Source organism: Paenibacillus hebaui (genome assembly GCF_051934385.1).
Classification (GTDB): domain Bacteria; phylum Bacillota; class Bacilli; order Paenibacillales; family Paenibacillaceae; genus Paenibacillus.
This window is the reverse complement of record NZ_CP196836.1, coordinates 4504844-4522314: the sequence shown is the minus strand read 5'-3', so window position 1 is coordinate 4522314 and position 17471 is coordinate 4504844. Positions and strand designations below refer to the sequence as shown.

44 protein-coding genes are annotated in these 17471 nt (G+C 34.3%); 42 read left to right on the top strand and 2 right to left on the bottom strand.

The window, feature by feature from the left end:
- Window positions 1-30: 30 nt before the first annotated feature.
- The 19 genes from ACR32F_RS20320 (at window position 31) to ACR32F_RS20230 (ending at window position 7978) form a co-directional block, all read left to right on the top strand.
- On the top strand, window positions 31-294 hold the full coding sequence (locus ACR32F_RS20320; RefSeq protein ID WP_440110155.1) for a hypothetical protein: 264 nt from the start codon (window positions 31-33) through the stop codon (window positions 292-294).
- Window positions 287-535, top strand: a complete 249-nt coding sequence (locus tag ACR32F_RS20315) for a hypothetical protein (RefSeq protein WP_440110153.1) — start codon at window positions 287-289, stop codon at window positions 533-535. Before ACR32F_RS20320 ends, ACR32F_RS20315 begins: the two co-directional genes overlap by 8 nt.
- Window positions 525-758: a hypothetical protein gene (locus ACR32F_RS20310; protein WP_440110151.1), complete on the top strand. Its 234-nt coding sequence runs from the start codon at window positions 525-527 to the stop codon at window positions 756-758. The genes ACR32F_RS20315 and ACR32F_RS20310 overlap by 11 nt, the downstream gene beginning before the upstream one ends.
- A gap of 181 nt (window positions 759-939) precedes the next feature.
- Window positions 940-1116, top strand: coding sequence for a hypothetical protein (locus ACR32F_RS20305; RefSeq protein ID WP_440110149.1), 177 nt, complete (start codon window positions 940-942; stop codon window positions 1114-1116).
- A 289-nt stretch (window positions 1117-1405) separates the two neighbouring features.
- Entirely contained in the window at window positions 1406-1681 is a 276-nt protein-coding gene (locus tag ACR32F_RS20300) for a hypothetical protein (RefSeq protein ID WP_440110147.1), read from the top strand.
- The gene (locus ACR32F_RS20295; protein WP_440110145.1) at window positions 1682-2050 is read left to right on the top strand and encodes a hypothetical protein; all 369 of its coding nucleotides are present in this window, start codon (window positions 1682-1684) and stop codon (window positions 2048-2050) included.
- A 33-nt stretch (window positions 2051-2083) separates the two neighbouring features.
- The gene (locus tag ACR32F_RS20290; RefSeq protein WP_440110144.1) at window positions 2084-2695 is read left to right on the top strand and encodes a hypothetical protein; all 612 of its coding nucleotides are present in this window, start codon (window positions 2084-2086) and stop codon (window positions 2693-2695) included.
- A gap of 46 nt (window positions 2696-2741) precedes the next feature.
- A complete protein-coding gene (locus ACR32F_RS20285) occupies window positions 2742-3002 on the top strand; it encodes a hypothetical protein (protein WP_440110142.1) in 261 nt (86 codons plus the stop codon).
- A gap of 36 nt (window positions 3003-3038) precedes the next feature.
- A complete protein-coding gene (locus ACR32F_RS20280) occupies window positions 3039-3521 on the top strand; it encodes a hypothetical protein (protein WP_440110140.1) in 483 nt (160 codons plus the stop codon).
- Window positions 3521-3766, top strand: a complete 246-nt coding sequence (locus ACR32F_RS20275) for a hypothetical protein (RefSeq protein WP_440110138.1) — start codon at window positions 3521-3523, stop codon at window positions 3764-3766. Before ACR32F_RS20280 ends, ACR32F_RS20275 begins: the two co-directional genes overlap by 1 nt.
- Before the next feature lie 507 nt (window positions 3767-4273).
- Entirely contained in the window at window positions 4274-4549 is a 276-nt protein-coding gene (locus ACR32F_RS20270; protein ID WP_440110136.1) for a hypothetical protein, read from the top strand.
- A gap of 26 nt (window positions 4550-4575) precedes the next feature.
- Window positions 4576-5259: a DUF5662 family protein gene (locus ACR32F_RS20265; RefSeq protein ID WP_440110134.1), complete on the top strand. Its 684-nt coding sequence runs from the start codon at window positions 4576-4578 to the stop codon at window positions 5257-5259.
- Window positions 5260-5290: 31 nt separating this feature from the next.
- Window positions 5291-5458 (top strand): hypothetical protein, encoded by a 168-nt coding sequence (locus ACR32F_RS20260; protein ID WP_440110132.1) that lies wholly within the window; start codon window positions 5291-5293, stop codon window positions 5456-5458.
- A gap of 35 nt (window positions 5459-5493) precedes the next feature.
- The gene (locus ACR32F_RS20255; protein WP_440110130.1) at window positions 5494-5778 is read left to right on the top strand and encodes a hypothetical protein; all 285 of its coding nucleotides are present in this window, start codon (window positions 5494-5496) and stop codon (window positions 5776-5778) included.
- Between the two features lie 27 nt (window positions 5779-5805).
- Complete coding sequence (locus tag ACR32F_RS20250) at window positions 5806-6186, top strand: hypothetical protein (protein WP_440110128.1); 381 nt, start codon at window positions 5806-5808, stop codon at window positions 6184-6186.
- 51 nt (window positions 6187-6237) lie between these two features.
- Window positions 6238-6498 (top strand): hypothetical protein, encoded by a 261-nt coding sequence (locus ACR32F_RS20245; protein WP_440110126.1) that lies wholly within the window; start codon window positions 6238-6240, stop codon window positions 6496-6498.
- A gap of 4 nt (window positions 6499-6502) precedes the next feature.
- Window positions 6503-6736: a hypothetical protein gene (locus tag ACR32F_RS20240; protein WP_440110124.1), complete on the top strand. Its 234-nt coding sequence runs from the start codon at window positions 6503-6505 to the stop codon at window positions 6734-6736.
- 209 nt (window positions 6737-6945) lie between these two features.
- Complete coding sequence (locus ACR32F_RS20235; RefSeq protein ID WP_440110122.1) at window positions 6946-7356, top strand: hypothetical protein; 411 nt, start codon at window positions 6946-6948, stop codon at window positions 7354-7356.
- 28 nt (window positions 7357-7384) lie between these two features.
- Complete coding sequence (locus tag ACR32F_RS20230; protein WP_440110120.1) at window positions 7385-7978, top strand: hypothetical protein; 594 nt, start codon at window positions 7385-7387, stop codon at window positions 7976-7978.
- A gap of 10 nt (window positions 7979-7988) precedes the next feature.
- Here the strand turns inward: ACR32F_RS20230 and ACR32F_RS20225 are convergent, their stop codons facing one another.
- Complete coding sequence (locus tag ACR32F_RS20225; RefSeq protein WP_440110118.1) at window positions 7989-8282, bottom strand: hypothetical protein; 294 nt, start codon at window positions 8280-8282, stop codon at window positions 7989-7991.
- 50 nt (window positions 8283-8332) lie between these two features.
- On the opposite strand from ACR32F_RS20225, the gene ACR32F_RS20220 reads away from it, so the two are divergent.
- The 17 genes from ACR32F_RS20220 to ACR32F_RS20140 all read left to right on the top strand — a co-directional run bounded on the left by ACR32F_RS20220 (window position 8333) and on the right by ACR32F_RS20140 (window position 15091).
- The gene (locus tag ACR32F_RS20220; RefSeq protein WP_440110117.1) at window positions 8333-8845 is read left to right on the top strand and encodes a siphovirus Gp157 family protein; all 513 of its coding nucleotides are present in this window, start codon (window positions 8333-8335) and stop codon (window positions 8843-8845) included.
- A 139-nt stretch (window positions 8846-8984) separates the two neighbouring features.
- Entirely contained in the window at window positions 8985-9146 is a 162-nt protein-coding gene (locus ACR32F_RS20215; protein WP_440110115.1) for a hypothetical protein, read from the top strand.
- Window positions 9147-9383: a hypothetical protein gene (locus tag ACR32F_RS20210; protein WP_440110113.1), complete on the top strand. Its 237-nt coding sequence runs from the start codon at window positions 9147-9149 to the stop codon at window positions 9381-9383.
- 52 nt (window positions 9384-9435) lie between these two features.
- A complete protein-coding gene (locus tag ACR32F_RS20205; RefSeq protein WP_440110111.1) occupies window positions 9436-9594 on the top strand; it encodes a hypothetical protein in 159 nt (52 codons plus the stop codon).
- A 58-nt stretch (window positions 9595-9652) separates the two neighbouring features.
- Window positions 9653-9823: a hypothetical protein gene (locus ACR32F_RS20200; protein ID WP_440110110.1), complete on the top strand. Its 171-nt coding sequence runs from the start codon at window positions 9653-9655 to the stop codon at window positions 9821-9823.
- A 31-nt stretch (window positions 9824-9854) separates the two neighbouring features.
- Entirely contained in the window at window positions 9855-10079 is a 225-nt protein-coding gene (locus ACR32F_RS20195; protein WP_440110108.1) for a hypothetical protein, read from the top strand.
- Complete coding sequence (locus ACR32F_RS20190; protein ID WP_440110106.1) at window positions 10076-10354, top strand: hypothetical protein; 279 nt, start codon at window positions 10076-10078, stop codon at window positions 10352-10354. The genes ACR32F_RS20195 and ACR32F_RS20190 overlap by 4 nt, the downstream gene beginning before the upstream one ends.
- 392 nt (window positions 10355-10746) lie before the next feature.
- A complete protein-coding gene (locus ACR32F_RS20185) occupies window positions 10747-10971 on the top strand; it encodes a hypothetical protein (RefSeq protein WP_440110104.1) in 225 nt (74 codons plus the stop codon).
- Between the two features lie 879 nt (window positions 10972-11850).
- A complete protein-coding gene (locus tag ACR32F_RS20180; protein WP_440110102.1) occupies window positions 11851-12129 on the top strand; it encodes a hypothetical protein in 279 nt (92 codons plus the stop codon).
- On the top strand, window positions 12126-12359 hold the full coding sequence (locus ACR32F_RS20175) for a hypothetical protein (RefSeq protein ID WP_440110100.1): 234 nt from the start codon (window positions 12126-12128) through the stop codon (window positions 12357-12359). The genes ACR32F_RS20180 and ACR32F_RS20175 overlap by 4 nt, the downstream gene beginning before the upstream one ends.
- Window positions 12360-12413: 54 nt before the next feature.
- Window positions 12414-12653, top strand: a complete 240-nt coding sequence (locus tag ACR32F_RS20170; RefSeq protein ID WP_440110099.1) for a hypothetical protein — start codon at window positions 12414-12416, stop codon at window positions 12651-12653.
- A gap of 33 nt (window positions 12654-12686) precedes the next feature.
- The gene (locus tag ACR32F_RS20165; RefSeq protein WP_440110097.1) at window positions 12687-13274 is read left to right on the top strand and encodes a hypothetical protein; all 588 of its coding nucleotides are present in this window, start codon (window positions 12687-12689) and stop codon (window positions 13272-13274) included.
- Entirely contained in the window at window positions 13267-13647 is a 381-nt protein-coding gene (locus ACR32F_RS20160) for a hypothetical protein (protein WP_440110095.1), read from the top strand. Before ACR32F_RS20165 ends, ACR32F_RS20160 begins: the two co-directional genes overlap by 8 nt.
- A 32-nt stretch (window positions 13648-13679) precedes the next feature.
- Window positions 13680-13880 (top strand): hypothetical protein, encoded by a 201-nt coding sequence (locus tag ACR32F_RS20155; protein WP_440110093.1) that lies wholly within the window; start codon window positions 13680-13682, stop codon window positions 13878-13880.
- A 21-nt stretch (window positions 13881-13901) separates the two neighbouring features.
- A complete protein-coding gene (locus ACR32F_RS20150; RefSeq protein WP_440110091.1) occupies window positions 13902-14138 on the top strand; it encodes a hypothetical protein in 237 nt (78 codons plus the stop codon).
- Between the two features lie 217 nt (window positions 14139-14355).
- Window positions 14356-14817 carry a GTP pyrophosphokinase gene (locus tag ACR32F_RS20145; RefSeq protein ID WP_440110089.1) on the top strand — a complete coding sequence of 154 codons (462 nt, stop codon included), beginning with the start codon at window positions 14356-14358 and terminating at the stop codon, window positions 14815-14817.
- On the top strand, window positions 14807-15091 hold the full coding sequence (locus ACR32F_RS20140) for a hypothetical protein (protein ID WP_440110087.1): 285 nt from the start codon (window positions 14807-14809) through the stop codon (window positions 15089-15091). Before ACR32F_RS20145 ends, ACR32F_RS20140 begins: the two co-directional genes overlap by 11 nt.
- A gap of 55 nt (window positions 15092-15146) precedes the next feature.
- Here ACR32F_RS20140 and ACR32F_RS20135 read toward each other — a convergent pair whose 3' ends face one another.
- Window positions 15147-15368 carry a hypothetical protein gene (locus tag ACR32F_RS20135; protein WP_440110085.1) on the bottom strand — a complete coding sequence of 74 codons (222 nt, stop codon included), beginning with the start codon at window positions 15366-15368 and terminating at the stop codon, window positions 15147-15149.
- 99 nt (window positions 15369-15467) lie between these two features.
- Here ACR32F_RS20135 and ACR32F_RS20130 point away from each other — a divergent pair, with 99 nt between their 5' ends.
- From ACR32F_RS20130 to ACR32F_RS20105, 6 genes are all read left to right on the top strand, one after another.
- Window positions 15468-15842, top strand: coding sequence for a hypothetical protein (locus ACR32F_RS20130; protein WP_440110083.1), 375 nt, complete (start codon window positions 15468-15470; stop codon window positions 15840-15842).
- 131 nt (window positions 15843-15973) lie between these two features.
- Window positions 15974-16174 carry a hypothetical protein gene (locus tag ACR32F_RS20125; protein ID WP_440110081.1) on the top strand — a complete coding sequence of 67 codons (201 nt, stop codon included), beginning with the start codon at window positions 15974-15976 and terminating at the stop codon, window positions 16172-16174.
- A gap of 68 nt (window positions 16175-16242) precedes the next feature.
- Complete coding sequence (locus tag ACR32F_RS20120; RefSeq protein WP_440110079.1) at window positions 16243-16791, top strand: hypothetical protein; 549 nt, start codon at window positions 16243-16245, stop codon at window positions 16789-16791.
- Between the two features lie 74 nt (window positions 16792-16865).
- A complete protein-coding gene (locus ACR32F_RS20115; RefSeq protein WP_440110077.1) occupies window positions 16866-17051 on the top strand; it encodes a hypothetical protein in 186 nt (61 codons plus the stop codon).
- Between the two features lie 31 nt (window positions 17052-17082).
- Complete coding sequence (locus ACR32F_RS20110) at window positions 17083-17241, top strand: hypothetical protein (RefSeq protein WP_440110075.1); 159 nt, start codon at window positions 17083-17085, stop codon at window positions 17239-17241.
- A 29-nt stretch (window positions 17242-17270) separates the two neighbouring features.
- Window positions 17271-17453: a hypothetical protein gene (locus ACR32F_RS20105; protein ID WP_440110073.1), complete on the top strand. Its 183-nt coding sequence runs from the start codon at window positions 17271-17273 to the stop codon at window positions 17451-17453.
- Window positions 17454-17471 lie beyond the last annotated feature (18 nt).

Genomic DNA, 17471 nt, shown 5'->3' with positions numbered 1-17471 from the left:
ATCAGCAATTCATCGAGAAAGGAGTAAACCATGCAAAGAAATAATGAATTAGATGCCATGGAAGTTTTTAATAAAAAAATCAAACTACTGGAGAGCAAATATTCAGTAAAGCTTTCGGAATCTGATATAGATATGCTAAGGAAGACTTCTAAATATGGTTTAGTTCCACCGCAGTATCGAATGCCCAGAGGATCAGGGAAGAGTCCAACTTTTCATATGAGAAGATTTGATTTGTGTAATAAGTTTAACCAAGTTGTTGTACTTTTGAATGGAAAGGAGATACATAATGTTTAATGTAGATATTGGATTGAAAAATGGAAGCATCCTTCGTAATTGCTCAATTTTCGAAGAAGTAGTAGAAGATATTAGGCTAAAAATGGTTCATATCACTAACAAAGAGAAGATTGAACAACAGTTTTCAAAAATGCCTTGGGGTAATGAACATCGTTTTGTTTATTTTCAGAATGAAGATATGAATGGAAAAGTAAATGTGATGAATATAGATTGGCACAAGGAAAGAAGTAATGAATCGTAAAATGGAAATAGAAGCAGTGAAGAATCTTGGAGAAAACATTGGATACGGAAATTTAATGGATATCGCTTCGGCTTTGTGGGGAGTGTCACTAGAAGATAAATATGGAGTTAAGACTGGCGCATTTGTTCCTACAGCTTTACCATTCATTAAGAAGAAAGATAGAAAAATTGCTGAAGTAAGACTCGATTCAATGATGGAGCATGTCAGAGAGTTGACGAAATGAAACTTTGATCAAAAAAGGGTGAGTTAGATATTGAATGATAAATGTGCTAAGTGTGATGGTGAAATTTATGAGTCAGAATCTTTAAGTAGATGTTTGAGATGCAGAAGAGCAACGGCAAGAGAGGTTTCTGGGGAAGAATATTATAAGGCTAAAAATAATATAATTTCGAAGGAGGAACAGAGTGAATAGGTTTAAAGATATACCTGTTTTCGAATGGGATGATCTAGACGGTAAAACTTTGCTTATACGTGTAGAAGGGTCTGAAGAAATAAAGATTATAGCTGGCTATGATCCAGTGGATGGAAAAATGTATGTTTTAGCCGAAGAGTTTAATGCTAGGGGAGTTGAATTGAATTAGAGACTTTACTAAGGAAGAATCTAATAACTACACCAAAGCCCTAGAAAATTTGTTTTCTCCTACAGCGCGCGCCGCTGGACTTCGAAAGAGGCTTATTAGTCGATAATAAATTGATATACATATTAAAAAATCTTGTTGTAGCTGCTAATGAGTTAGATTCTGAACTCTGCACGATTTGCAGTAGAGGTATCAAAGAGGGTGCTAGTATGACAGGCAATAGATATGAAGAGTTGATGGACTACATTATTGAAACTGAAGACTATTTGAAAGAACAGGGAGTTGAAGTTGAATGAGTTTTACCGCAATTGAGCGAGAAACTGTTTGTGTCTGTAACGATGAAACGAATGAGTGGGAAGTCTATAGTTGTTCTCCCAAAGTAATTACAAAGATTAAGAAAGCGGGATTGGAATTGTTGCGGGTCGATGAAAATGGAGGACATTACTTCAAAGGTGATTATGGACAGGTGTCATTCCGGGCTAAGAGTACTGGTCGAGTATGGACTGAGGAGCAGAAGCAAGCCGCTGCTGAACGTCTTAAGGAAGCCAGATCTAAGAAAGGAGAATAAATGAATAAAGAGACAATAGAACGAACAGAGACGCAGAGGGACAAGATTGTGTCTACATTAAGACATGCGGGAGAACTGGGCGTTACGAATATAGAATTAAACAAAATTGCTTTACGATACAATGCACGTATTCAAGAACTATATGTACGTGGGTATAAAATACATAGCGAAGAATTAGATGGTGGAGTTACAAAATACATATTGATTTCAGAACCGATAGAACCATTTAAGAAGCCAGATAAAGCAGTAGATATTTTAATTGGTGATATAGAGAGTAAATATAATGGAAACATTAGCGCGCGCGATTTGAACGAGTATTTAAACACACAAGGCTTTACCGTTAGACGGAAGATTGGATCATATTGTTGATTTATACAATAAAATAATACTTGGAGTGATTAAATGACAGTGAAAGACGAGTTTATTAGAAGACTAATTGATGAGTTGAATGAGGAAAATTCCAGAAACACGAATAGGAAACCGTTAGACGTTCCATTCATGGTCTCTGTTGTGGATCAACAATTGGAAAACTGTAAAGAGTTTATGAAGGACATCACCGAGCATCGCTACAGTATTAACGGATATGATTTCGATGAGTATTATGCGAACGGAAAAATAAGAGTATTAATTGAAAAACCAGAAGAAGAACGAGAGAGCGAAATGATGTATGACGCCTATTGTAATTATTGCTACTATATCGAATTTTGCTATGACGAGCGATATTGGGGGTATTGTGATTGCCAACCTTCATATAAGGAGTATGATGAGAAGCATGGATGCTGTGGTAGTGGTTGCGATTGGGTAGCTCCTCGGTTTTATATTGAAAAGTCAATTTCTTTGGGTGGAGGAGTATGGGAAGGGTTAGAGCGAGATTATTGGGAATACGAGAAAAAGTTCAATGAAGATCAAGATAATAAAAATACATATGTAGAAGAAATGAAAAAGAAACAAGAGATTGAAGCTCTCGAAGCATCAATAAGAGATGCACAGAGTCGGTTAAGCAAACTCAAATAGAGTCTTAATCAAATAAGAATATCATTTAGAAATGGAGATAATTAAAATGGCAAAAGAGTTGATTTGGTCAGAAGACAGCGATTATGTTTATGGACACAGCAGTAGTTTTAATAGCAAAAAAGAATTTGAAGAAGAAGTAAAGAAACAATATGAAGACGGAGAATGTGAAGTTACAAATATTTTAGTTCAGCCTTGTATTACTTCGGAGAAACCAATTTATTCGGATTATTTAGTTCCCTTAGCCTCTGTTTATGTATCCATTGAAAATTATTATACAGCAGAAGTCTCACACGTTTTTGAAGATTAAGTGATATCGTGATTTCACAAAAGAAAGAGGGAATATATGAATCTAATTGATCAGATCAAGTTTAAGTTTGAAAGTATATACTTAGGCTTGCGTCATAAGATGGAAAGTTGGTACTACAGTAATAAATATGATGACTATGCAGATGACGAATACAACTTGGGTCATTTAAAGCATATTTGGGGGATTAAATCGGGAATCGACTTTACCGGCAATAAGGCACATTTTTACTCCATGAATGACATTGATATTACATACGATAGAAAAAATAAACTGTATTCACTAGGCGTAGAAACAGCAATTGGATTTGAGAATAAAAATGAAGAGTGTGAATATTTACGAGAATTGCTGGGATATTTTACGGAGTTTATGACCGAAAATAATCATTCCATGGATTATGACAAAGTATTCTTCTGTTCATCGCCAAGTATTCTAAGCTCGGCTGATTCTGTTGAGGAACTATACATAAATTTCAAGATATACGTTGAGGGATATTGTTCAGTGTATTGGAGGGAAGTGTAATGGCAAGCGTCGAGTATCTAGATCAAGAAGGATTACAACTGAAGATTGAAAATAAAGATGGGTTTGAATTTCAATTGTTTTGGAATCATGACAGTCCTGAAAAGTCGTTTGAGTATGGTGAAGATGACGAATTCTATATAATTGTAAAAAGCAGAGTTGGCAGAGCTGGAGTGGATTTCTCGCTTGATGATGCAATTGTTTTAAGAGATACCTTGGATCATATGATTAAACGATTAAGTAAATGAGAGCACATTGTAATTAGAAAAAAGGAGATATAAATATGACTGTATTCTGTGATAGCGAATGTGAGATGGTTGGAGCGGTTTGTGATTTCTGTATCCACTACCAAGATGATTACACGAATGGAAAGTTTCAGGGTGAAGGCATATGTAAAGTAAAAGGTATTCAAACTGAAGCACATTTTTCGTGTGATGACGACTTTCATTGCTTTCAGGCTTTGTCAGAAGCATAATAGTTTCTAATGTTGGTGATTTAATTAGGAGGAGGGTTAAGTTTAGATGTCTATTAGGATCACAAGAAGTAGTACAGAGGCAAAAAGAGATACAGAACTTAATAGAGTGTATTGTCCTGAATGTAATTCAAAAGTGTATTTTGGCACATATCATTACGAGGGAACTGGCTTCTTAAGACTAAAAGATATCAAGGTATCAAGTTACAACTGTCACGAATGCGGTTGTCAATTTGAACAAAGGAAATGAAATCGCAATTTTACATAGAAAGGGGACATGTATATGAACGAGAATGAGCATCTTAAACAATCGTTAATAGATGCAAGAAAAATGTATCAAAGGAACAGAAAGCTGTTCAAGAGTTACATGGGTAGAAAAGTAAGAATTAAAAATTCTGAATTAGATTTGCCAGAATGGATTGATACATATGAAATTAATGAGATTGATGTTTCTGAGAATGTTGTTGCATTGGTCTGGTTTGACATTGAAGAGCAAGATTGGATTTTGGAAGATATTACGATTGCGGAATTCGTCCATAATGCTGAGTTCATACAATAGGAATATACATAGAAAGGAATAGCCAAATGAACGAATACACAAAAGAGCATTGTATACGCGATACCAAAGAGCACATAGCCCAAGTTCGAGAGTTTATGATGGAGTTCACAAAAGAGTTAACTGAAAGAGCTCTGATTCATGACAAATCAAAATTGGAATCTCCCGAACTTGAGGTGTTTACTGAGTACACTCCAAAGCTCAAGGGAAGTACTTACGGGTCTGATGAATATAAACTCTATCTAGAAAAAATGGGTGTAGCTCTTAAACATCATTATGCAAATAACTCACATCATCCTGAGCACTACCCTAGAGGAATTGCAGATATGAACCTGTTTGATATCGTAGAAATGTTTTGTGATTGGCATGCAGCAACAAGACGGCACGATGACGGCAACCTTATCAAGAGTATCAGATTAAATATGGAACGTTTTAAGTATTCCCATGACCTGAAACGTATTTTCGAAAACACAGTAGCTAAGCTTTATAAGTATACAGTTCTCTTTGGGAAAACCGATGGGATTGAAGGTGGATTTTACGCCAACAGTGTAGAGGAATTACATATGAAGATAGATGCTGAGAAGGATCTGGCGGATATCGAAAAGGAAGATATTAAATACGGATTCTTCCGAGAGTTCAAAGATACTGACTACGTAACAAAAAATATCTGCTGGGATAATTGTTTTGACGTTTATTGGATTGTTCAACAGTAAATCTGGATTACTTATAAAAGGAGCGTTTAACATGTTTATTGGTGGATGTAAATATAAGAACACTCAAGATGGCTTCGAAGCAATTGCCATCAAAGAATCATCTGAGTTTTCAGGTCATTATGAGATGTATGATATTGAAGGCCATTCTTTTTTCGATCTTGAATCAAATGATTGGAATAACTGGATCATGATTGATTAGATGAAATAGAATTTTATAAGGAGGTAACATTTTAAATGAAAGTTAAACGTAAACCAACTGACAGACAAGCGTTTACTGGCGATATTGTTGTAGTGCAAGATGGCACAGTAGAACGATTCCTAATGCTTACTGAAGATAATGATCAAATTGAAAATGACAAATCAATTTTGTATTTTGTTGACTTGCAAGGAGGAATTTCTTACAAGCATGTGATCACAAATGGAGTTAGACTCAAATTTGAAGCTGGATATTCAATCGAAGATGTAGGAATGATTATAGATGTTATAAGCGGCGATGAAGCAGAACTAATTATCGAATAGAAAATTCATTTAAAGAAAGGAATATATATGGACATTAAAAATTATGCAGATTTGTTGTATCGAAGTGGAGATATTTTCATTAAAAACGGAAAAGAATTTTATTGGGATGAAAGATTTTCCTTAAGTAAAAATCTACAAAATCTTTATGAAATTTTGCAGTGCTTTAATGAATTTAGAGTTGCATTCGATAACGCCGAGGTAGAGGAAAAGATACTAGCTGAACATGAACAGCTCCAAGATACATTCAATAATTATGCGAATTTTTTAAATACTAAAATTGATGCGATTCAGCGATTTAAAGAGACTGATTATAACCGTTTCAATCAGGAGGCAAGTCTGAAGTTGATTACTTTTGAGGAAATAGTAAATACAATTGGAGAAAGAATTGTTGAAAAAATGAGAAACTAATTTTCGATTATTGATCAAAGAGGACTTTCAAAGAGAAAAGGAGAGATTTAAATGGAAAATAACTTGGAGCACATGGAATTGATAATTAAAAACACTAGAGAAAGTACAGAGGTAGTTGGAAATGCATTACGTAGCATCTACGATCGAATTACAGAAGAAGCTTTGAACACTATCGCCTTAGAGTGGAACACATACGATGATGAGAAAAAGAAAGAGGTTGCTGCATTATATGCCGGGAGGCATCAGTCTGGTAAATTCCACGCATTGCTGGATGGATTATCTAATACGGCAATGCCTAAAGGAGAGGGTTGAATATATGAATTGTAACAACAAGCATTGTCTGTGGAATGCCTTTGATCAGTGTTGTCCTGAAAGTGAAGAGCTTTATATAGCAGCTATTCCCGATACGTTAGATTGTCCATCGGCTATGCGTAGTGATCATCAATTTGCAATGTATCAGATTATTGATGAAGTTGACGAGATGATGTTGGGACGTAATTTTAAGGAATTGATTGAGATACATAGATTTGTGAGTGGACAACGACAATGATATTTCAGCCAAAAGAAATGTTTGAGTGGTGTAAGGATATTGTGTTATTCAGGTTTAATTTGAGAGACCTCAGCTTTGGGGAGAGAGTAACAACAATTGTATTTTATCCGCTCGGTTATTCATTTGCTATTCTAGGATTGATGGTGTTTTGGATAGTTGCAAGACGAGATGAAATGTAAATTTCACTTAAACATTAAAGGAGGGTGTGTATGAAGCATGTATATGACTATTTACAGCAAGAAGGCAGAAAAATACTGAAGCATGGACAACTAGATTATAAAGTAATTCTTGAACTTAAAATGATGACATCTTTTTATGATTACATAGAAATCAACACGACTTATCATGATGATAAAAACGACGAAAACCTTGTTACATGGGTAGATATTGAAGGTATGGGATATGGTTGGATTTGGGCCAATCATGAAGAAAGAGACTGGTACAAAATGATGCTGAGATTAGTTGATGAAGAATGTAATCATCTCACCAAAGAGATGAAGAATGTGTACTATTTTGTATACGAGTATAAAAATATATTGATTTATCGTTTTGTTGTTAAAGATGAATACTGTCGAAGAGACAGAATCATTCAATTATCGAATGAGGATCTTTGGGGATAATTTTACTGAGAAGAGGAGAGATGTGAATTTGTACGCAGATTATGACGATGAAAATGAGCAGGGGTTTGAGAGTAGATTTATGGCACTGGTTAATTTAGAGGTTGAAAAACGAGTGAAAGGGCATTTGGATGAATTGGAATCGCTAAGAGAAATGAACAAGTTATACCAGCAAAAAATCGTTGATTTGAGACAATCAAGTAAGAAACTTGAACAGATTGAATTGTTTGAGACTCTTAGATCTAAAATAAACAAAGAAAATATTTCTGAATTAATTAAATATTTAAACCTTGAATCCATCTCGATTAGTTTTGATGGAATGCACAATAATGAAATTCCACAGTGGTTTAAACTAATTGTGAAATACTATCCCGATAAAGATACAATTTTTAAATTACTTGACCTTTTTGATATTGAATATCCACAATGGGCAAAAAGCTACAAGCTTCCCTTTTACTACGATGAAGATGAGTTGAATAGGATTTTTAGTAAACTTCATAAGATGTATGTGTGTAATGGTTGCATCTATGATCATATATGGGTTTTCACTATACTTACATTAGTCGTTATAAAGGAAACTTACAAAGGTTATTTGAAGAGGAATCGTATGTTGAAATGTCCATGAAACATAGATTTTAAGAAGTCCCATCATAAATATCAAAAACTAGCCTAGGTATATCACTAAACTCAATTCTATCTCTTTCAAGCCTGCTCTGTATTATTTCTATGGCGTCATATTTGGAAGTACCATTATTCTTTAAATTTTCTATGTATTTTTTGAAGTTTTTGATTTTTGCGGCTTTTGGGTTATCTGAACCACGGTGTTGATAATTGATGACTATTTTCACAAAAAAACATTTTGTAAGAACTTTAATGACACATCTTTTGAAAAAGGGAAGTCCAGATAGAAGTTCTTTAGTAGCATTCATAAAATCACCTCAAATTGTTTTACTATAACATATGCTTGGAGATGAGATTAATGCCATCACTATATAAATTGTCTGAAGATTACAAGTTCTTATCCGAATATCTTGAAGCATCTTTAGATAATGATGAAGTTGGTGAAGATGATTTCGAAATGTACAAGGATACTTTGGAAGCACTTGAGGACGGAATTGAGAATAAATGTGAGAACATTGTAAAGTTCATGCGAAATCTTGAGGGGGATATCGCAGCCTATAAGGTTGAGGAGCAACGCTTTAGCAAGAAACGTAGATACATGGAAAATAAACAAGAACGATTGAAGAATCTTTTGTGTGAATATCTTGAAGGCAATAATCTGGAGAAATTGAACGCTGGAACGTTTAAGGTTAGGTTGCAAACAAACCCACCTTCAATCAATATTATCGATACTAAGAAGATTCCTGATAAATATAAAACAGCTCAAGATCCTAAGATTGATAGTAAAGCCTTGCTTAAAGACGTGAAAAATGGTCTAGTGGTTGAAGGGGCAGTTCTTGTAACAGACAAAAAACATCTACGAATTTCTTAATTATGATAAAATAATACTAGACACTACATATACGTGGTGATATAATTACTTTAACGAGTTGTTATATCACCATTTTCTTTTTCAAAAGGACGTGATACATAAAGTGCAACACAGGAGTAGGTTAGAAAGATTACTAGAGATGGCAGAAGAGTTAAGCAATAGTGCAGCATTGAGACCAAAAAATCCTGAGTTGTACTTAATTAGAAATGATAATAAAAAGAAGATTGATGTATTAGATGTGATTATAGCTTTATATCCTGAAATCAAAGAATTGGAGAACGGAATAAAGGAGAGTTGCTGATTGAGTAATAGTCCCCAAAGAACATATGACGAGTTAGTAATTGAATATTTAGTGGAAAACACTCATCTAAAAAGCGATGTAGTTTCATTGCTGGTCAACAAATCATTTTTAATGGAGATACTCAAAGAAGATGAACAGTTTGTTGGTCATTATCCACCAGAGTTTTGGGGCTATCAAGTATTAGATGAGTGGAGCGGTGTTTTGAAAGAAGCCGTAAAGCGTTTGAGAGATGATTGAATAGATAAATACTACATAAAAGATCTGTTTTATAAAGATGGAGGATAACAAATTGAAAGATGAAATTGAGCTCACTAATGAGGAAATTATTGAGTTAGCAAAGTCACATGGAGTTGTTGTTGAGGAAAATTCAGACAAGCCCGGGTTTTACATAGTCGTCGGAAATGGAATACGTGAAATTAGTTTGGAGGACATATTGGGTGTCTGGTAACCGTTCCTCATTTGCAAAGATAACTTAGAAAGCATTTTCATAGAAAGGAGGATACCTTATGAGTGAAATGTATTTTATTGAAACAAGTCGAAAAGGTGAAATTGAACTCTACGAGAAAGACGGAACCTTTTATGATCACGACACACAGGATTTGTTAGTAGCAACTTTTTGTGATGAAGAAGAAGCAAATAAAATAGTGAAGATTTTGAATGAGCATCATTCGAAGTAAAAGGCACGTTTCATAGAAAGGAGGATGAGTTTTGATTATTGATATTGAACAATTATCAAGTGAGATTCAGTCGGTGATTAAAAACCAAACTAACGAGAAAAAAGTAGATTTTTATTGGGGCAATTTTTGTAGCGATGAAGGTGAAGATTGTCATGAGCTATATATAGATAGTGAGGACAATCAGATTAATTACATATACAGAACTGGATGGGGAGAAATCACAAGTCTAGAAGAAGCACTGGAGGAATTGGAATGATCGAAATTAACGAAGAAGTAAAATCTGACATAAACAAAGCTCTTGATCATCTTGAGAAGATAATTTATAGTTCTGAAAATTATGAACCTAAATATGACCCGAAAGAAAATGTCTACAATTTCATGTATAAATATCAACCCGACAAAGAGAATCTTGATGGTAAATTGTCAGTTGTAATAAATATTCTCATAGAGCTGGTAACGGAATATAATCTTGATCCAGCAGATAATAAACATTGGAGAGAGTGGGGAGGAGTAAATGAAGATCATCTGTAAAGATAACTTTGACAGGGAATCGGTGGATGATAAATTGGTTTGCAGCAACGTAAGTGAATATTATGGCAGAATTATTGTAGATTCACTTAACGATAAACTTTCAGGGTATAATAGCTCTGATTTTTACAAACTGGTAGACAATGATTATGAGTTATATAGATGGGAGCCTTAAATAATATGGAGTACATAATTAGACTATCTGAGGATTACGAGAAATGTGAACGAGTGCTGAATAAATTGGGAATTGTGGCGTATGTATCACCCGTTATAGATGGATTGATTGGATACTGGAGTAAGCTTGATATTGAATACTTAGAAAAGCGAGACTTTATTAGTCAGATTGAGGTTACCCCAAAAGGAACTTTTGTTAGTTATAGATAGGAGGAGAGATTGTGATTGTTCAAATAAGTAGACTTCCCACATATATGAATACATATTTTCAGAAACACACAGACAGCATAGAAGTAAATGTGCGGTGGAATAACTGCTGCGATGAAGAAGGGAAGGATTGTTGCAAAATATCGGTTGATAGTATAAATGGGGATGCCAACTATTACTATGATGAGGTATGGGGCAGCATCGAAAATATTGAAGAAGTTTTGGAGGAATTAAAATGAAGATCATTTGTAAAGATAATTTTGATAGAGAGTCAGTGAACGATAAATTAGTTTGCGAGAATGTAAGTGAGTATTATGGATATTTGATAGTCGATATTCTTAACGAGAAGTTATCAGGTGATCATAGTTCTGATTATTATGAATTGGTCGATAATGAATATGAACTGTACAGATGGGAGCCATGAGAATACATGAATCTAATTGAAATTCAAAAGTTTATGAGAATTGCAGAACGCCACTCGCCTAATTGTTTCATTAATTCTAAGTTTGAGTTGATCATTGAACCCAAGAATAATATCTATTTTCTACTTAGTGATGTGGAGACTGATTTTGACATTAAAAGAAAAGTGTTGGCGTGGCTAACAAGGCCAAGTTGCAAGGGAGTCAGTCTGTATTGGCAGAAGCGATTTAGAACAATTGTAAATGAATACTTGGGGACTGTTTTTACAATAGAAGATATGAATCAAATTTATACATACCTAGGTAATGACTGCAACAGGAATAAGACAATCAAGTTTATTGAGTCGGGATATGACATGTCGGTGTTAAAGGAGAAGAGAACAGATGTATAAAAAGTATTGGGACGAAGATGGTAATCGATATATGATGAAAATCAATGAAGCAAGAGTTATACAAGTAGGGTATCTGGTACGACATACTATAAAATCATACAAAAGATAAAGATTTGGGAGAAAAGAAAGTATTTTTTTGGTTGGAAGTGTATCTACCTAAATCAGTGGGATGAGCAGTTTGGTACGAATCTAGAAAACAAAATACATAAAAGTGTGAGAGACTGTTTTGTGGGTAACCGCTCAGATAAGATATAAGAATTAAATGCATATGAAAGGTCTATTTGATTAGAAAATGGGAGGTTGCAGGATGAAATATAAATATGCTTTATTCGCATACTCGGGTGAGAGTGAATGCGGAGGGATGAATGATCTACAGTTAAAATTTAATAGTAAATATGAAGTGAAAGAGTGGTATGAAGCTCCTGATTTCGATGTTTATCAATTGGTATTCCTTGAAGATATGGACTCTGTAGAATGGTTTACGAATCATCTGTCGTCTATTACTGAGTATAAGAAATGGAAACAAGAAGAAAAGCAAAGATTTATGGATTGGATTGAAGTACTGATTGTGGAGGATACAATATGACAAAGAAAAGAGCAGAGGACATGCTTTGGGACTTTCACAATGAATTGGTCGGCTTATCAAAAAAATTTGGGATTAGTATTCATGCAAGAAGTGAAGAAGAAATCGACTATGACTATGAAGAAGAGCCCTACGTAAGTGGGATAGGTGATTATGTTGTCTTGTCTGATGCAGAGGGAAATGAAATCGTAGTGGATTTAATTACTCCTGATGATTTAAATACTGGAAATTGATTGTAAAATGCGTGATTGATTAAAAAACAATTAAGTAGGGAGATTATTATGACAATGAAAAAAGAACTGTTTGTAATTGAACTAGTCAATGGTGAATTTGCGAGCTTCATACAAGAAAGTGACGTTGATAACCATGTAGTATCTACGCCGAATTATTACCACTCGAAATTCATGAAGGAGGATTTTGCTAAACAGGCTTTTAACCATTTGATTAATAAAACGGATGGATGGTATTACTACGGGGATTGTCTAGAACCAAAAGTCATTCGAAAAATCATTGTTGAGTTAATTTAATCAAACACAAAAGAAATAACAGGGAGGCAAAAAATGCAGCTATTAGAAATGAAAACCGAATATGAGCAAGCAAAAAAAGACTGCAAAAATGTATTAAGTAGAACAGCAAGAAAAGGCATTAGTGAAGAGATGTACAAATTAAAGCATAAGATTGACGAAGAAGAACGACGATTAACCAGTACACTTAAAAAAGTAAACATTAATGGTGCTGAATATGAATTACCGAAAAGCTTTAACTATACTCCAGATAATGATCGATATACATATGAAATTAAAGATGGCTGTCTTTATCAATTTGAGAAAATGAGAAATGATCCAGACGGAAGTTTCCATTCACATCACTATGTTTGGATTCCCCAAACAGAAAATAAATACGCTGAATTGTGCGTCAGAGTGTTGGGTGGAGATATCTATGGGGAAAGATATTATTTAAGGGTTCATTACTATAAACATCCATCAGATATGATTTCATACTTAACTAAAGATATTAGAACAGACAACTATAACTACAAGCCTTTTTATGATTATGTTCTGGGGAAACTGGGGTTTATACATAAGAAGGATAGACACGAAACAAACAAATTAGAATGGGTAAAAGAGGAGGAAATTGCGAATGTTTAGCAATGAAGTTATCGTCAAAGGAAATTACGTATCGGGAACAATTAAAAGTAATTCAACCAGTAAAGATCCAGATGGGCATCCATACTTACTACACAGCGGCTTAAATTTGGGCAGCAATAGAGGTACTGCATGGAACAGTAAAAAGTTACGTGAAGTGGCTGATGAATTAGAGAAAATTGCAACTGAGATTGATAAATATAATGGCGAAACAAGGGTTACTTTAGAAGAAAATTTCACGGAGTGTACTCAGTACACAGGCAAAGTTACACCATCAAGAGGAATTGTAGCAGACCACATTATTGGAGGCACTTCTATTGGAGTGATTCTGGATCGACTAAAAGGAAAAGAAATTAAGATATCGGTAATTGATTAAAATACATATTTGATTTAAAAGGAGCGAGAACAATGGAAGAAGAATTGAGCAAATTGTTAGTAACTTATGAAGAAAAGATTCTTGAGGAACAAGCTTTTAGAAATCCCATTATGGTTCTTGATGAGTGGGAATGTTTGCCCATTAAGCCTCATCCTACTGACTCGATTAGGTCAGTGGAAAGGGAGCATGCATATAAAGAGATTGTATCAAACCTAAAAGAATTGATGAAATGAACATTTCAAAGGGAATTGATTATGAATAAAAAGGTGGAAGACTATCTGGTTGTTAAGTTTTCAGATGGGACATATTTTAGAAAAAATGGCGTACTGTTTAACGAAAAAACGACTATCAATATTATTGAGGCAACTACATATACTTTTGATTGGCAAATTCACAAAGACTTGTACTTACAACAATATTTGCATGAGAAGAAATTGAGTTATGAAGTAATCAAGGTAAAGGTAGTAACGATGATCGAGATTGGAATTTAAGGAGGATTATAATCGAACACATTATCTATACATACTTAAAGACTGCACTATGGATGACATTATCAATGGTTTTTGCGTACATTCCATCACGTTTAATTAGTTTTGGGAATAAGATGAGATTCTCACATAAGGGCTATTTTACTTAATGATGGGGTCGTTTATTTTGATAGCAGTGCTACGAAAATTTAATATCTTGTGATTGATAAGGAGTTGCAATATGAACATTGATACATACCTCAATAAAGTTTTAGTAAGTAGTGAGCTGTCTAAAGCAATTGCTATTGCAGCCGATCTACATTCAAGTCAAATTGATAAAGGAGGGAATCCATACATTCTCCATCCTTTGAGGGTGATGATGAAAATGGATGACAATACCTCAATGATAGTTGCTGTACTTCATGATGTTGTTGAGGATACATATTTCAGCATTCAAGATATTGAGAAATGTGATTTTAGTACAGAAGTTATTGAAGCTCTTCGGTCAGTCAGTAGGGAGAAGGGTGAGTCATACATGAATTTTATTCGTCGTTGCAAGAAAAATGAGATTGGACATAGAGTTAAAATTGCAGATATAGAAGATAATATGGACTTGAACAGAATTCCCAATCCAACTAAAACAGATTTTGATCGTGTAAAGAAATATGAGAAAGCGCTAAAGGAGTTACTTAATGAAGAATAGGCTGTATATTATATTGTTGGTCGTGGTAGCGATAATGCTTACAGGCTGTGAGAAAGATAGAAAGATAGTATTCAATCAGACATACATAGAAACAATCAGCACACAAAAGGGCGATATAATGATTTTTAAAAACTCAGATGGACATAAGTACGGTTGGATTCTAGATCCAAGCGATTCATTCGACACTATGAAGAACAGAACGTACGATATTGAGGTATCAATAGAAACAATTACTTCATACGGAGGATTTATTAAAGGAATTACAGAGAAATAACTTCATGAAAGACAAGTTTTACAATGAAGTGGGCTCATTATAGAGCCCTTTTTGTCTATCTCGTAATTGTAATTTTCCCGTTGAATTTGCTTACATTGTACCAGCCTAAGGTAGCTGTATGTCCACCTTCAGACTCGGTTTCTCTAACAACATCATATACATGAACAATATAATCTTCTCCTTCAACATGATCAATGTCCACAATTGTTTTTGGTGAAATTATACTGCCATATTCCTTTATTACTAAAGAGATAGCCTCTTGTTCACTAATCGCCATGTCGATTGCTCCTTTATTGTATGAATGTTTATCCAGTTTATTGTACATCATGATGACATAATATATAATAAGAACAAACGTTCTAACTGGAGGTGCAATGTGTTACAACCAAACCATGAAGATACAACATTGATAAAGTCTTTCCTTGAGTTACCCTATCTTCTTACATTGATTCAAATAAATATCAAGAAAATTTCTGCTTCCGATCTAAGGATGAAGGAGTTATTTGTGCTTTACTTGGAGAAGTTGCAGGATGAAATAACTAAAGAAATAGCAGACATTAAGCGTGAAATGAGAAAAAATGGATTGAAAATACTTGAGACATGGGAGTTAGACGACCGACTTCGTGCAGAGTATTTATGTAGAGGATACAAATTTGAGATGATGTTATTGTGGAGTAAAGTTAAAGTTGACACAGAGATTAAATTGTCCGAGTTAATGGAAGTAGACATTAGAAAAATAAACAGACAATAGCAAATATTGTCTTGACTTAATTATGATAAAATAATATGATATAAACAGATGGTGAGGGACAGAGAAAGCAGGATTAAGCTGATACTTTGTCGAATATAAACGATACAAAATTGTACTCAGGAGATGATATTATGTCAGAGTTAGAACCCAATCTTCAGCAAGCACTTATATTTGCCAAAGAGAATGAAGGGGTATTAAGAGCCGTGAGATCTGAAAGAATGAATGAATTTCGAGAATTAGAAAGAGGTGGATACATAGAGTTAGATCAGAAAGCCACAGGGATGTGTGTGGTATACCTTACGCAGTATGGTCATGATCATTTGGATAGTTAAACAGTGCGTTGATAAAATTAGTCTTTCACGGAGAAAAATTCTCACTAGGAAAGGATGAGACTTGACAAATGCAAAAGAAGGATGGATTGCAAATCCTCAAATCAATTGAACTACAAAAGAAAGATAGAATAAGGCCTTTTCCATCAGACAAGCTTATTACCAATGGAGAATTCCTAGAGATAGAGGATCGAATGAGGATAATTGATAATTCAGCAGCTTTAGTGGATCAGGCTTATGGCGGTAGATGCGATATGTGTTTATATTTTTCCTGTTTAGTAAGATATGCTTTAAGATTGCTAGGACATAGAGCAAATGTTTTTGTAGGAGAAGCGACATATACTAATAACGATGTCCAGTTTACTTGGGAACATAGTTGGGTTGAGTTTGAGAATTACATTATAGATGGCAATGTTGATACGATGATAGAGAATCCTGCCGTCCCAATTGGATTAGACCCTAAGCCGTATTGGGGGATAACCGAGAGTCTACCACAGGATAGATTATTAAAAGCAAAGACAAGAGTAGACGTAACAGAAGAATTAGATGCACTAGACAGCGTCTATGTTGATTGGAAATATAGATTTAAACATTTTCTTAAGAGTCAGCAAATGATTTAGCATAATTGTATGGTTATCAGATATAAAAGATAAGTTGATGTGAAAGAGTAGTTTCATAGAAAGGAGAATAAGACATGGATAACATTACTGAAGAAATTGAACAGTATAAGAGGTATGACTTAAATGATCATTACAGAGATACCCACTTGCATGTTAATGATGCTGAAAAGATTTGTGAATTCATTCAAGGCATGGCAAGATATATCGACAAACTTGAATTGAGAATTAATGAACTGGAAGAGAGAGCGGCTTCCAAATAAAACGAATCTTTTATAAGGAGGAGTGAAGAATATGAAGAATGAATTTCTAAAAGATGTTGAAAAAGAAGCAGAAAGAAGAGTTAGAGAGATGGGAGTAAATTGGGGTGCAGATGGGTTTACTCCACTACATTCGTATCCGTATGTATATATGCAGGTTTTTATGGAGAAAGCAAAAGATCATGAAATGTGAGTTTCAAATAGATGTAGGTGGTGATTAGAATGCTTAGTGAAGAAGGAATGCTGTATGAAAACCTAGTAAATGGTGATGTGGTAAGGGTTGTAAATAATTATCCAAATGTAAATCCGAACAATGAGACTGTAATTTGCTTCAACTTAGAGACAGTTCCAAAATTTGATGGTCAAAAAATCAACAAATATCACATGACAGAAAGCACTATGTGAAAATATTATTCTGAGGTA

What these genes read in the sequence shown, in the direction of transcription:
- ACR32F_RS20320 (WP_440110155.1), top strand. Translation starts at nt 31, where the DNA reads ATGCAAAGAAATAATGAATTAGATGCCATGGAAGTTTTTAATAAAAAA.
- ACR32F_RS20315 (WP_440110153.1), top strand. Translation starts at nt 287, where the DNA reads ATGTTTAATGTAGATATTGGATTGAAAAATGGAAGCATCCTTCGTAAT.
- ACR32F_RS20310 (WP_440110151.1), top strand. Translation starts at nt 525, where the DNA reads ATGAATCGTAAAATGGAAATAGAAGCAGTGAAGAATCTTGGAGAAAAC.
- ACR32F_RS20300 (WP_440110147.1), top strand. Translation starts at nt 1,406, where the DNA reads ATGAGTTTTACCGCAATTGAGCGAGAAACTGTTTGTGTCTGTAACGAT.
- ACR32F_RS20295 (WP_440110145.1), top strand. Translation starts at nt 1,682, where the DNA reads ATGAATAAAGAGACAATAGAACGAACAGAGACGCAGAGGGACAAGATT.
- ACR32F_RS20290 (WP_440110144.1), top strand. Translation starts at nt 2,084, where the DNA reads ATGACAGTGAAAGACGAGTTTATTAGAAGACTAATTGATGAGTTGAAT.
- ACR32F_RS20285 (WP_440110142.1), top strand. Translation starts at nt 2,742, where the DNA reads ATGGCAAAAGAGTTGATTTGGTCAGAAGACAGCGATTATGTTTATGGA.
- ACR32F_RS20280 (WP_440110140.1), top strand. Translation starts at nt 3,039, where the DNA reads ATGAATCTAATTGATCAGATCAAGTTTAAGTTTGAAAGTATATACTTA.
- ACR32F_RS20275 (WP_440110138.1), top strand. Translation starts at nt 3,521, where the DNA reads ATGGCAAGCGTCGAGTATCTAGATCAAGAAGGATTACAACTGAAGATT.
- ACR32F_RS20270 (WP_440110136.1), top strand. Translation starts at nt 4,274, where the DNA reads ATGAACGAGAATGAGCATCTTAAACAATCGTTAATAGATGCAAGAAAA.
- ACR32F_RS20265 (WP_440110134.1), top strand. Translation starts at nt 4,576, where the DNA reads ATGAACGAATACACAAAAGAGCATTGTATACGCGATACCAAAGAGCAC.
- ACR32F_RS20260 (WP_440110132.1), top strand. Translation starts at nt 5,291, where the DNA reads ATGTTTATTGGTGGATGTAAATATAAGAACACTCAAGATGGCTTCGAA.
- ACR32F_RS20255 (WP_440110130.1), top strand. Translation starts at nt 5,494, where the DNA reads ATGAAAGTTAAACGTAAACCAACTGACAGACAAGCGTTTACTGGCGAT.
- ACR32F_RS20250 (WP_440110128.1), top strand. Translation starts at nt 5,806, where the DNA reads ATGGACATTAAAAATTATGCAGATTTGTTGTATCGAAGTGGAGATATT.
- ACR32F_RS20245 (WP_440110126.1), top strand. Translation starts at nt 6,238, where the DNA reads ATGGAAAATAACTTGGAGCACATGGAATTGATAATTAAAAACACTAGA.
- ACR32F_RS20240 (WP_440110124.1), top strand. Translation starts at nt 6,503, where the DNA reads ATGAATTGTAACAACAAGCATTGTCTGTGGAATGCCTTTGATCAGTGT.
- ACR32F_RS20235 (WP_440110122.1), top strand. Translation starts at nt 6,946, where the DNA reads ATGAAGCATGTATATGACTATTTACAGCAAGAAGGCAGAAAAATACTG.
- ACR32F_RS20225 (WP_440110118.1), bottom strand. Translation starts at nt 8,282, where the DNA reads ATGAATGCTACTAAAGAACTTCTATCTGGACTTCCCTTTTTCAAAAGA.
- ACR32F_RS20220 (WP_440110117.1), top strand. Translation starts at nt 8,333, where the DNA reads ATGCCATCACTATATAAATTGTCTGAAGATTACAAGTTCTTATCCGAA.
- ACR32F_RS20215 (WP_440110115.1), top strand. Translation starts at nt 8,985, where the DNA reads ATGGCAGAAGAGTTAAGCAATAGTGCAGCATTGAGACCAAAAAATCCT.
- ACR32F_RS20200 (WP_440110110.1), top strand. Translation starts at nt 9,653, where the DNA reads ATGAGTGAAATGTATTTTATTGAAACAAGTCGAAAAGGTGAAATTGAA.
- ACR32F_RS20190 (WP_440110106.1), top strand. Translation starts at nt 10,076, where the DNA reads ATGATCGAAATTAACGAAGAAGTAAAATCTGACATAAACAAAGCTCTT.
- ACR32F_RS20180 (WP_440110102.1), top strand. Translation starts at nt 11,851, where the DNA reads ATGAAATATAAATATGCTTTATTCGCATACTCGGGTGAGAGTGAATGC.
- ACR32F_RS20175 (WP_440110100.1), top strand. Translation starts at nt 12,126, where the DNA reads ATGACAAAGAAAAGAGCAGAGGACATGCTTTGGGACTTTCACAATGAA.
- ACR32F_RS20170 (WP_440110099.1), top strand. Translation starts at nt 12,414, where the DNA reads ATGAAAAAAGAACTGTTTGTAATTGAACTAGTCAATGGTGAATTTGCG.
- ACR32F_RS20165 (WP_440110097.1), top strand. Translation starts at nt 12,687, where the DNA reads ATGCAGCTATTAGAAATGAAAACCGAATATGAGCAAGCAAAAAAAGAC.
- ACR32F_RS20160 (WP_440110095.1), top strand. Translation starts at nt 13,267, where the DNA reads ATGTTTAGCAATGAAGTTATCGTCAAAGGAAATTACGTATCGGGAACA.
- ACR32F_RS20155 (WP_440110093.1), top strand. Translation starts at nt 13,680, where the DNA reads ATGGAAGAAGAATTGAGCAAATTGTTAGTAACTTATGAAGAAAAGATT.
- ACR32F_RS20150 (WP_440110091.1), top strand. Translation starts at nt 13,902, where the DNA reads ATGAATAAAAAGGTGGAAGACTATCTGGTTGTTAAGTTTTCAGATGGG.
- ACR32F_RS20145 (WP_440110089.1), top strand. Translation starts at nt 14,356, where the DNA reads ATGAACATTGATACATACCTCAATAAAGTTTTAGTAAGTAGTGAGCTG.
- ACR32F_RS20140 (WP_440110087.1), top strand. Translation starts at nt 14,807, where the DNA reads ATGAAGAATAGGCTGTATATTATATTGTTGGTCGTGGTAGCGATAATG.
- ACR32F_RS20135 (WP_440110085.1), bottom strand. Translation starts at nt 15,368, where the DNA reads ATGGCGATTAGTGAACAAGAGGCTATCTCTTTAGTAATAAAGGAATAT.
- ACR32F_RS20125 (WP_440110081.1), top strand. Translation starts at nt 15,974, where the DNA reads ATGTCAGAGTTAGAACCCAATCTTCAGCAAGCACTTATATTTGCCAAA.
- ACR32F_RS20120 (WP_440110079.1), top strand. Translation starts at nt 16,243, where the DNA reads ATGCAAAAGAAGGATGGATTGCAAATCCTCAAATCAATTGAACTACAA.
- ACR32F_RS20115 (WP_440110077.1), top strand. Translation starts at nt 16,866, where the DNA reads ATGGATAACATTACTGAAGAAATTGAACAGTATAAGAGGTATGACTTA.
- ACR32F_RS20110 (WP_440110075.1), top strand. Translation starts at nt 17,083, where the DNA reads ATGAAGAATGAATTTCTAAAAGATGTTGAAAAAGAAGCAGAAAGAAGA.
- ACR32F_RS20105 (WP_440110073.1), top strand. Translation starts at nt 17,271, where the DNA reads ATGCTTAGTGAAGAAGGAATGCTGTATGAAAACCTAGTAAATGGTGAT.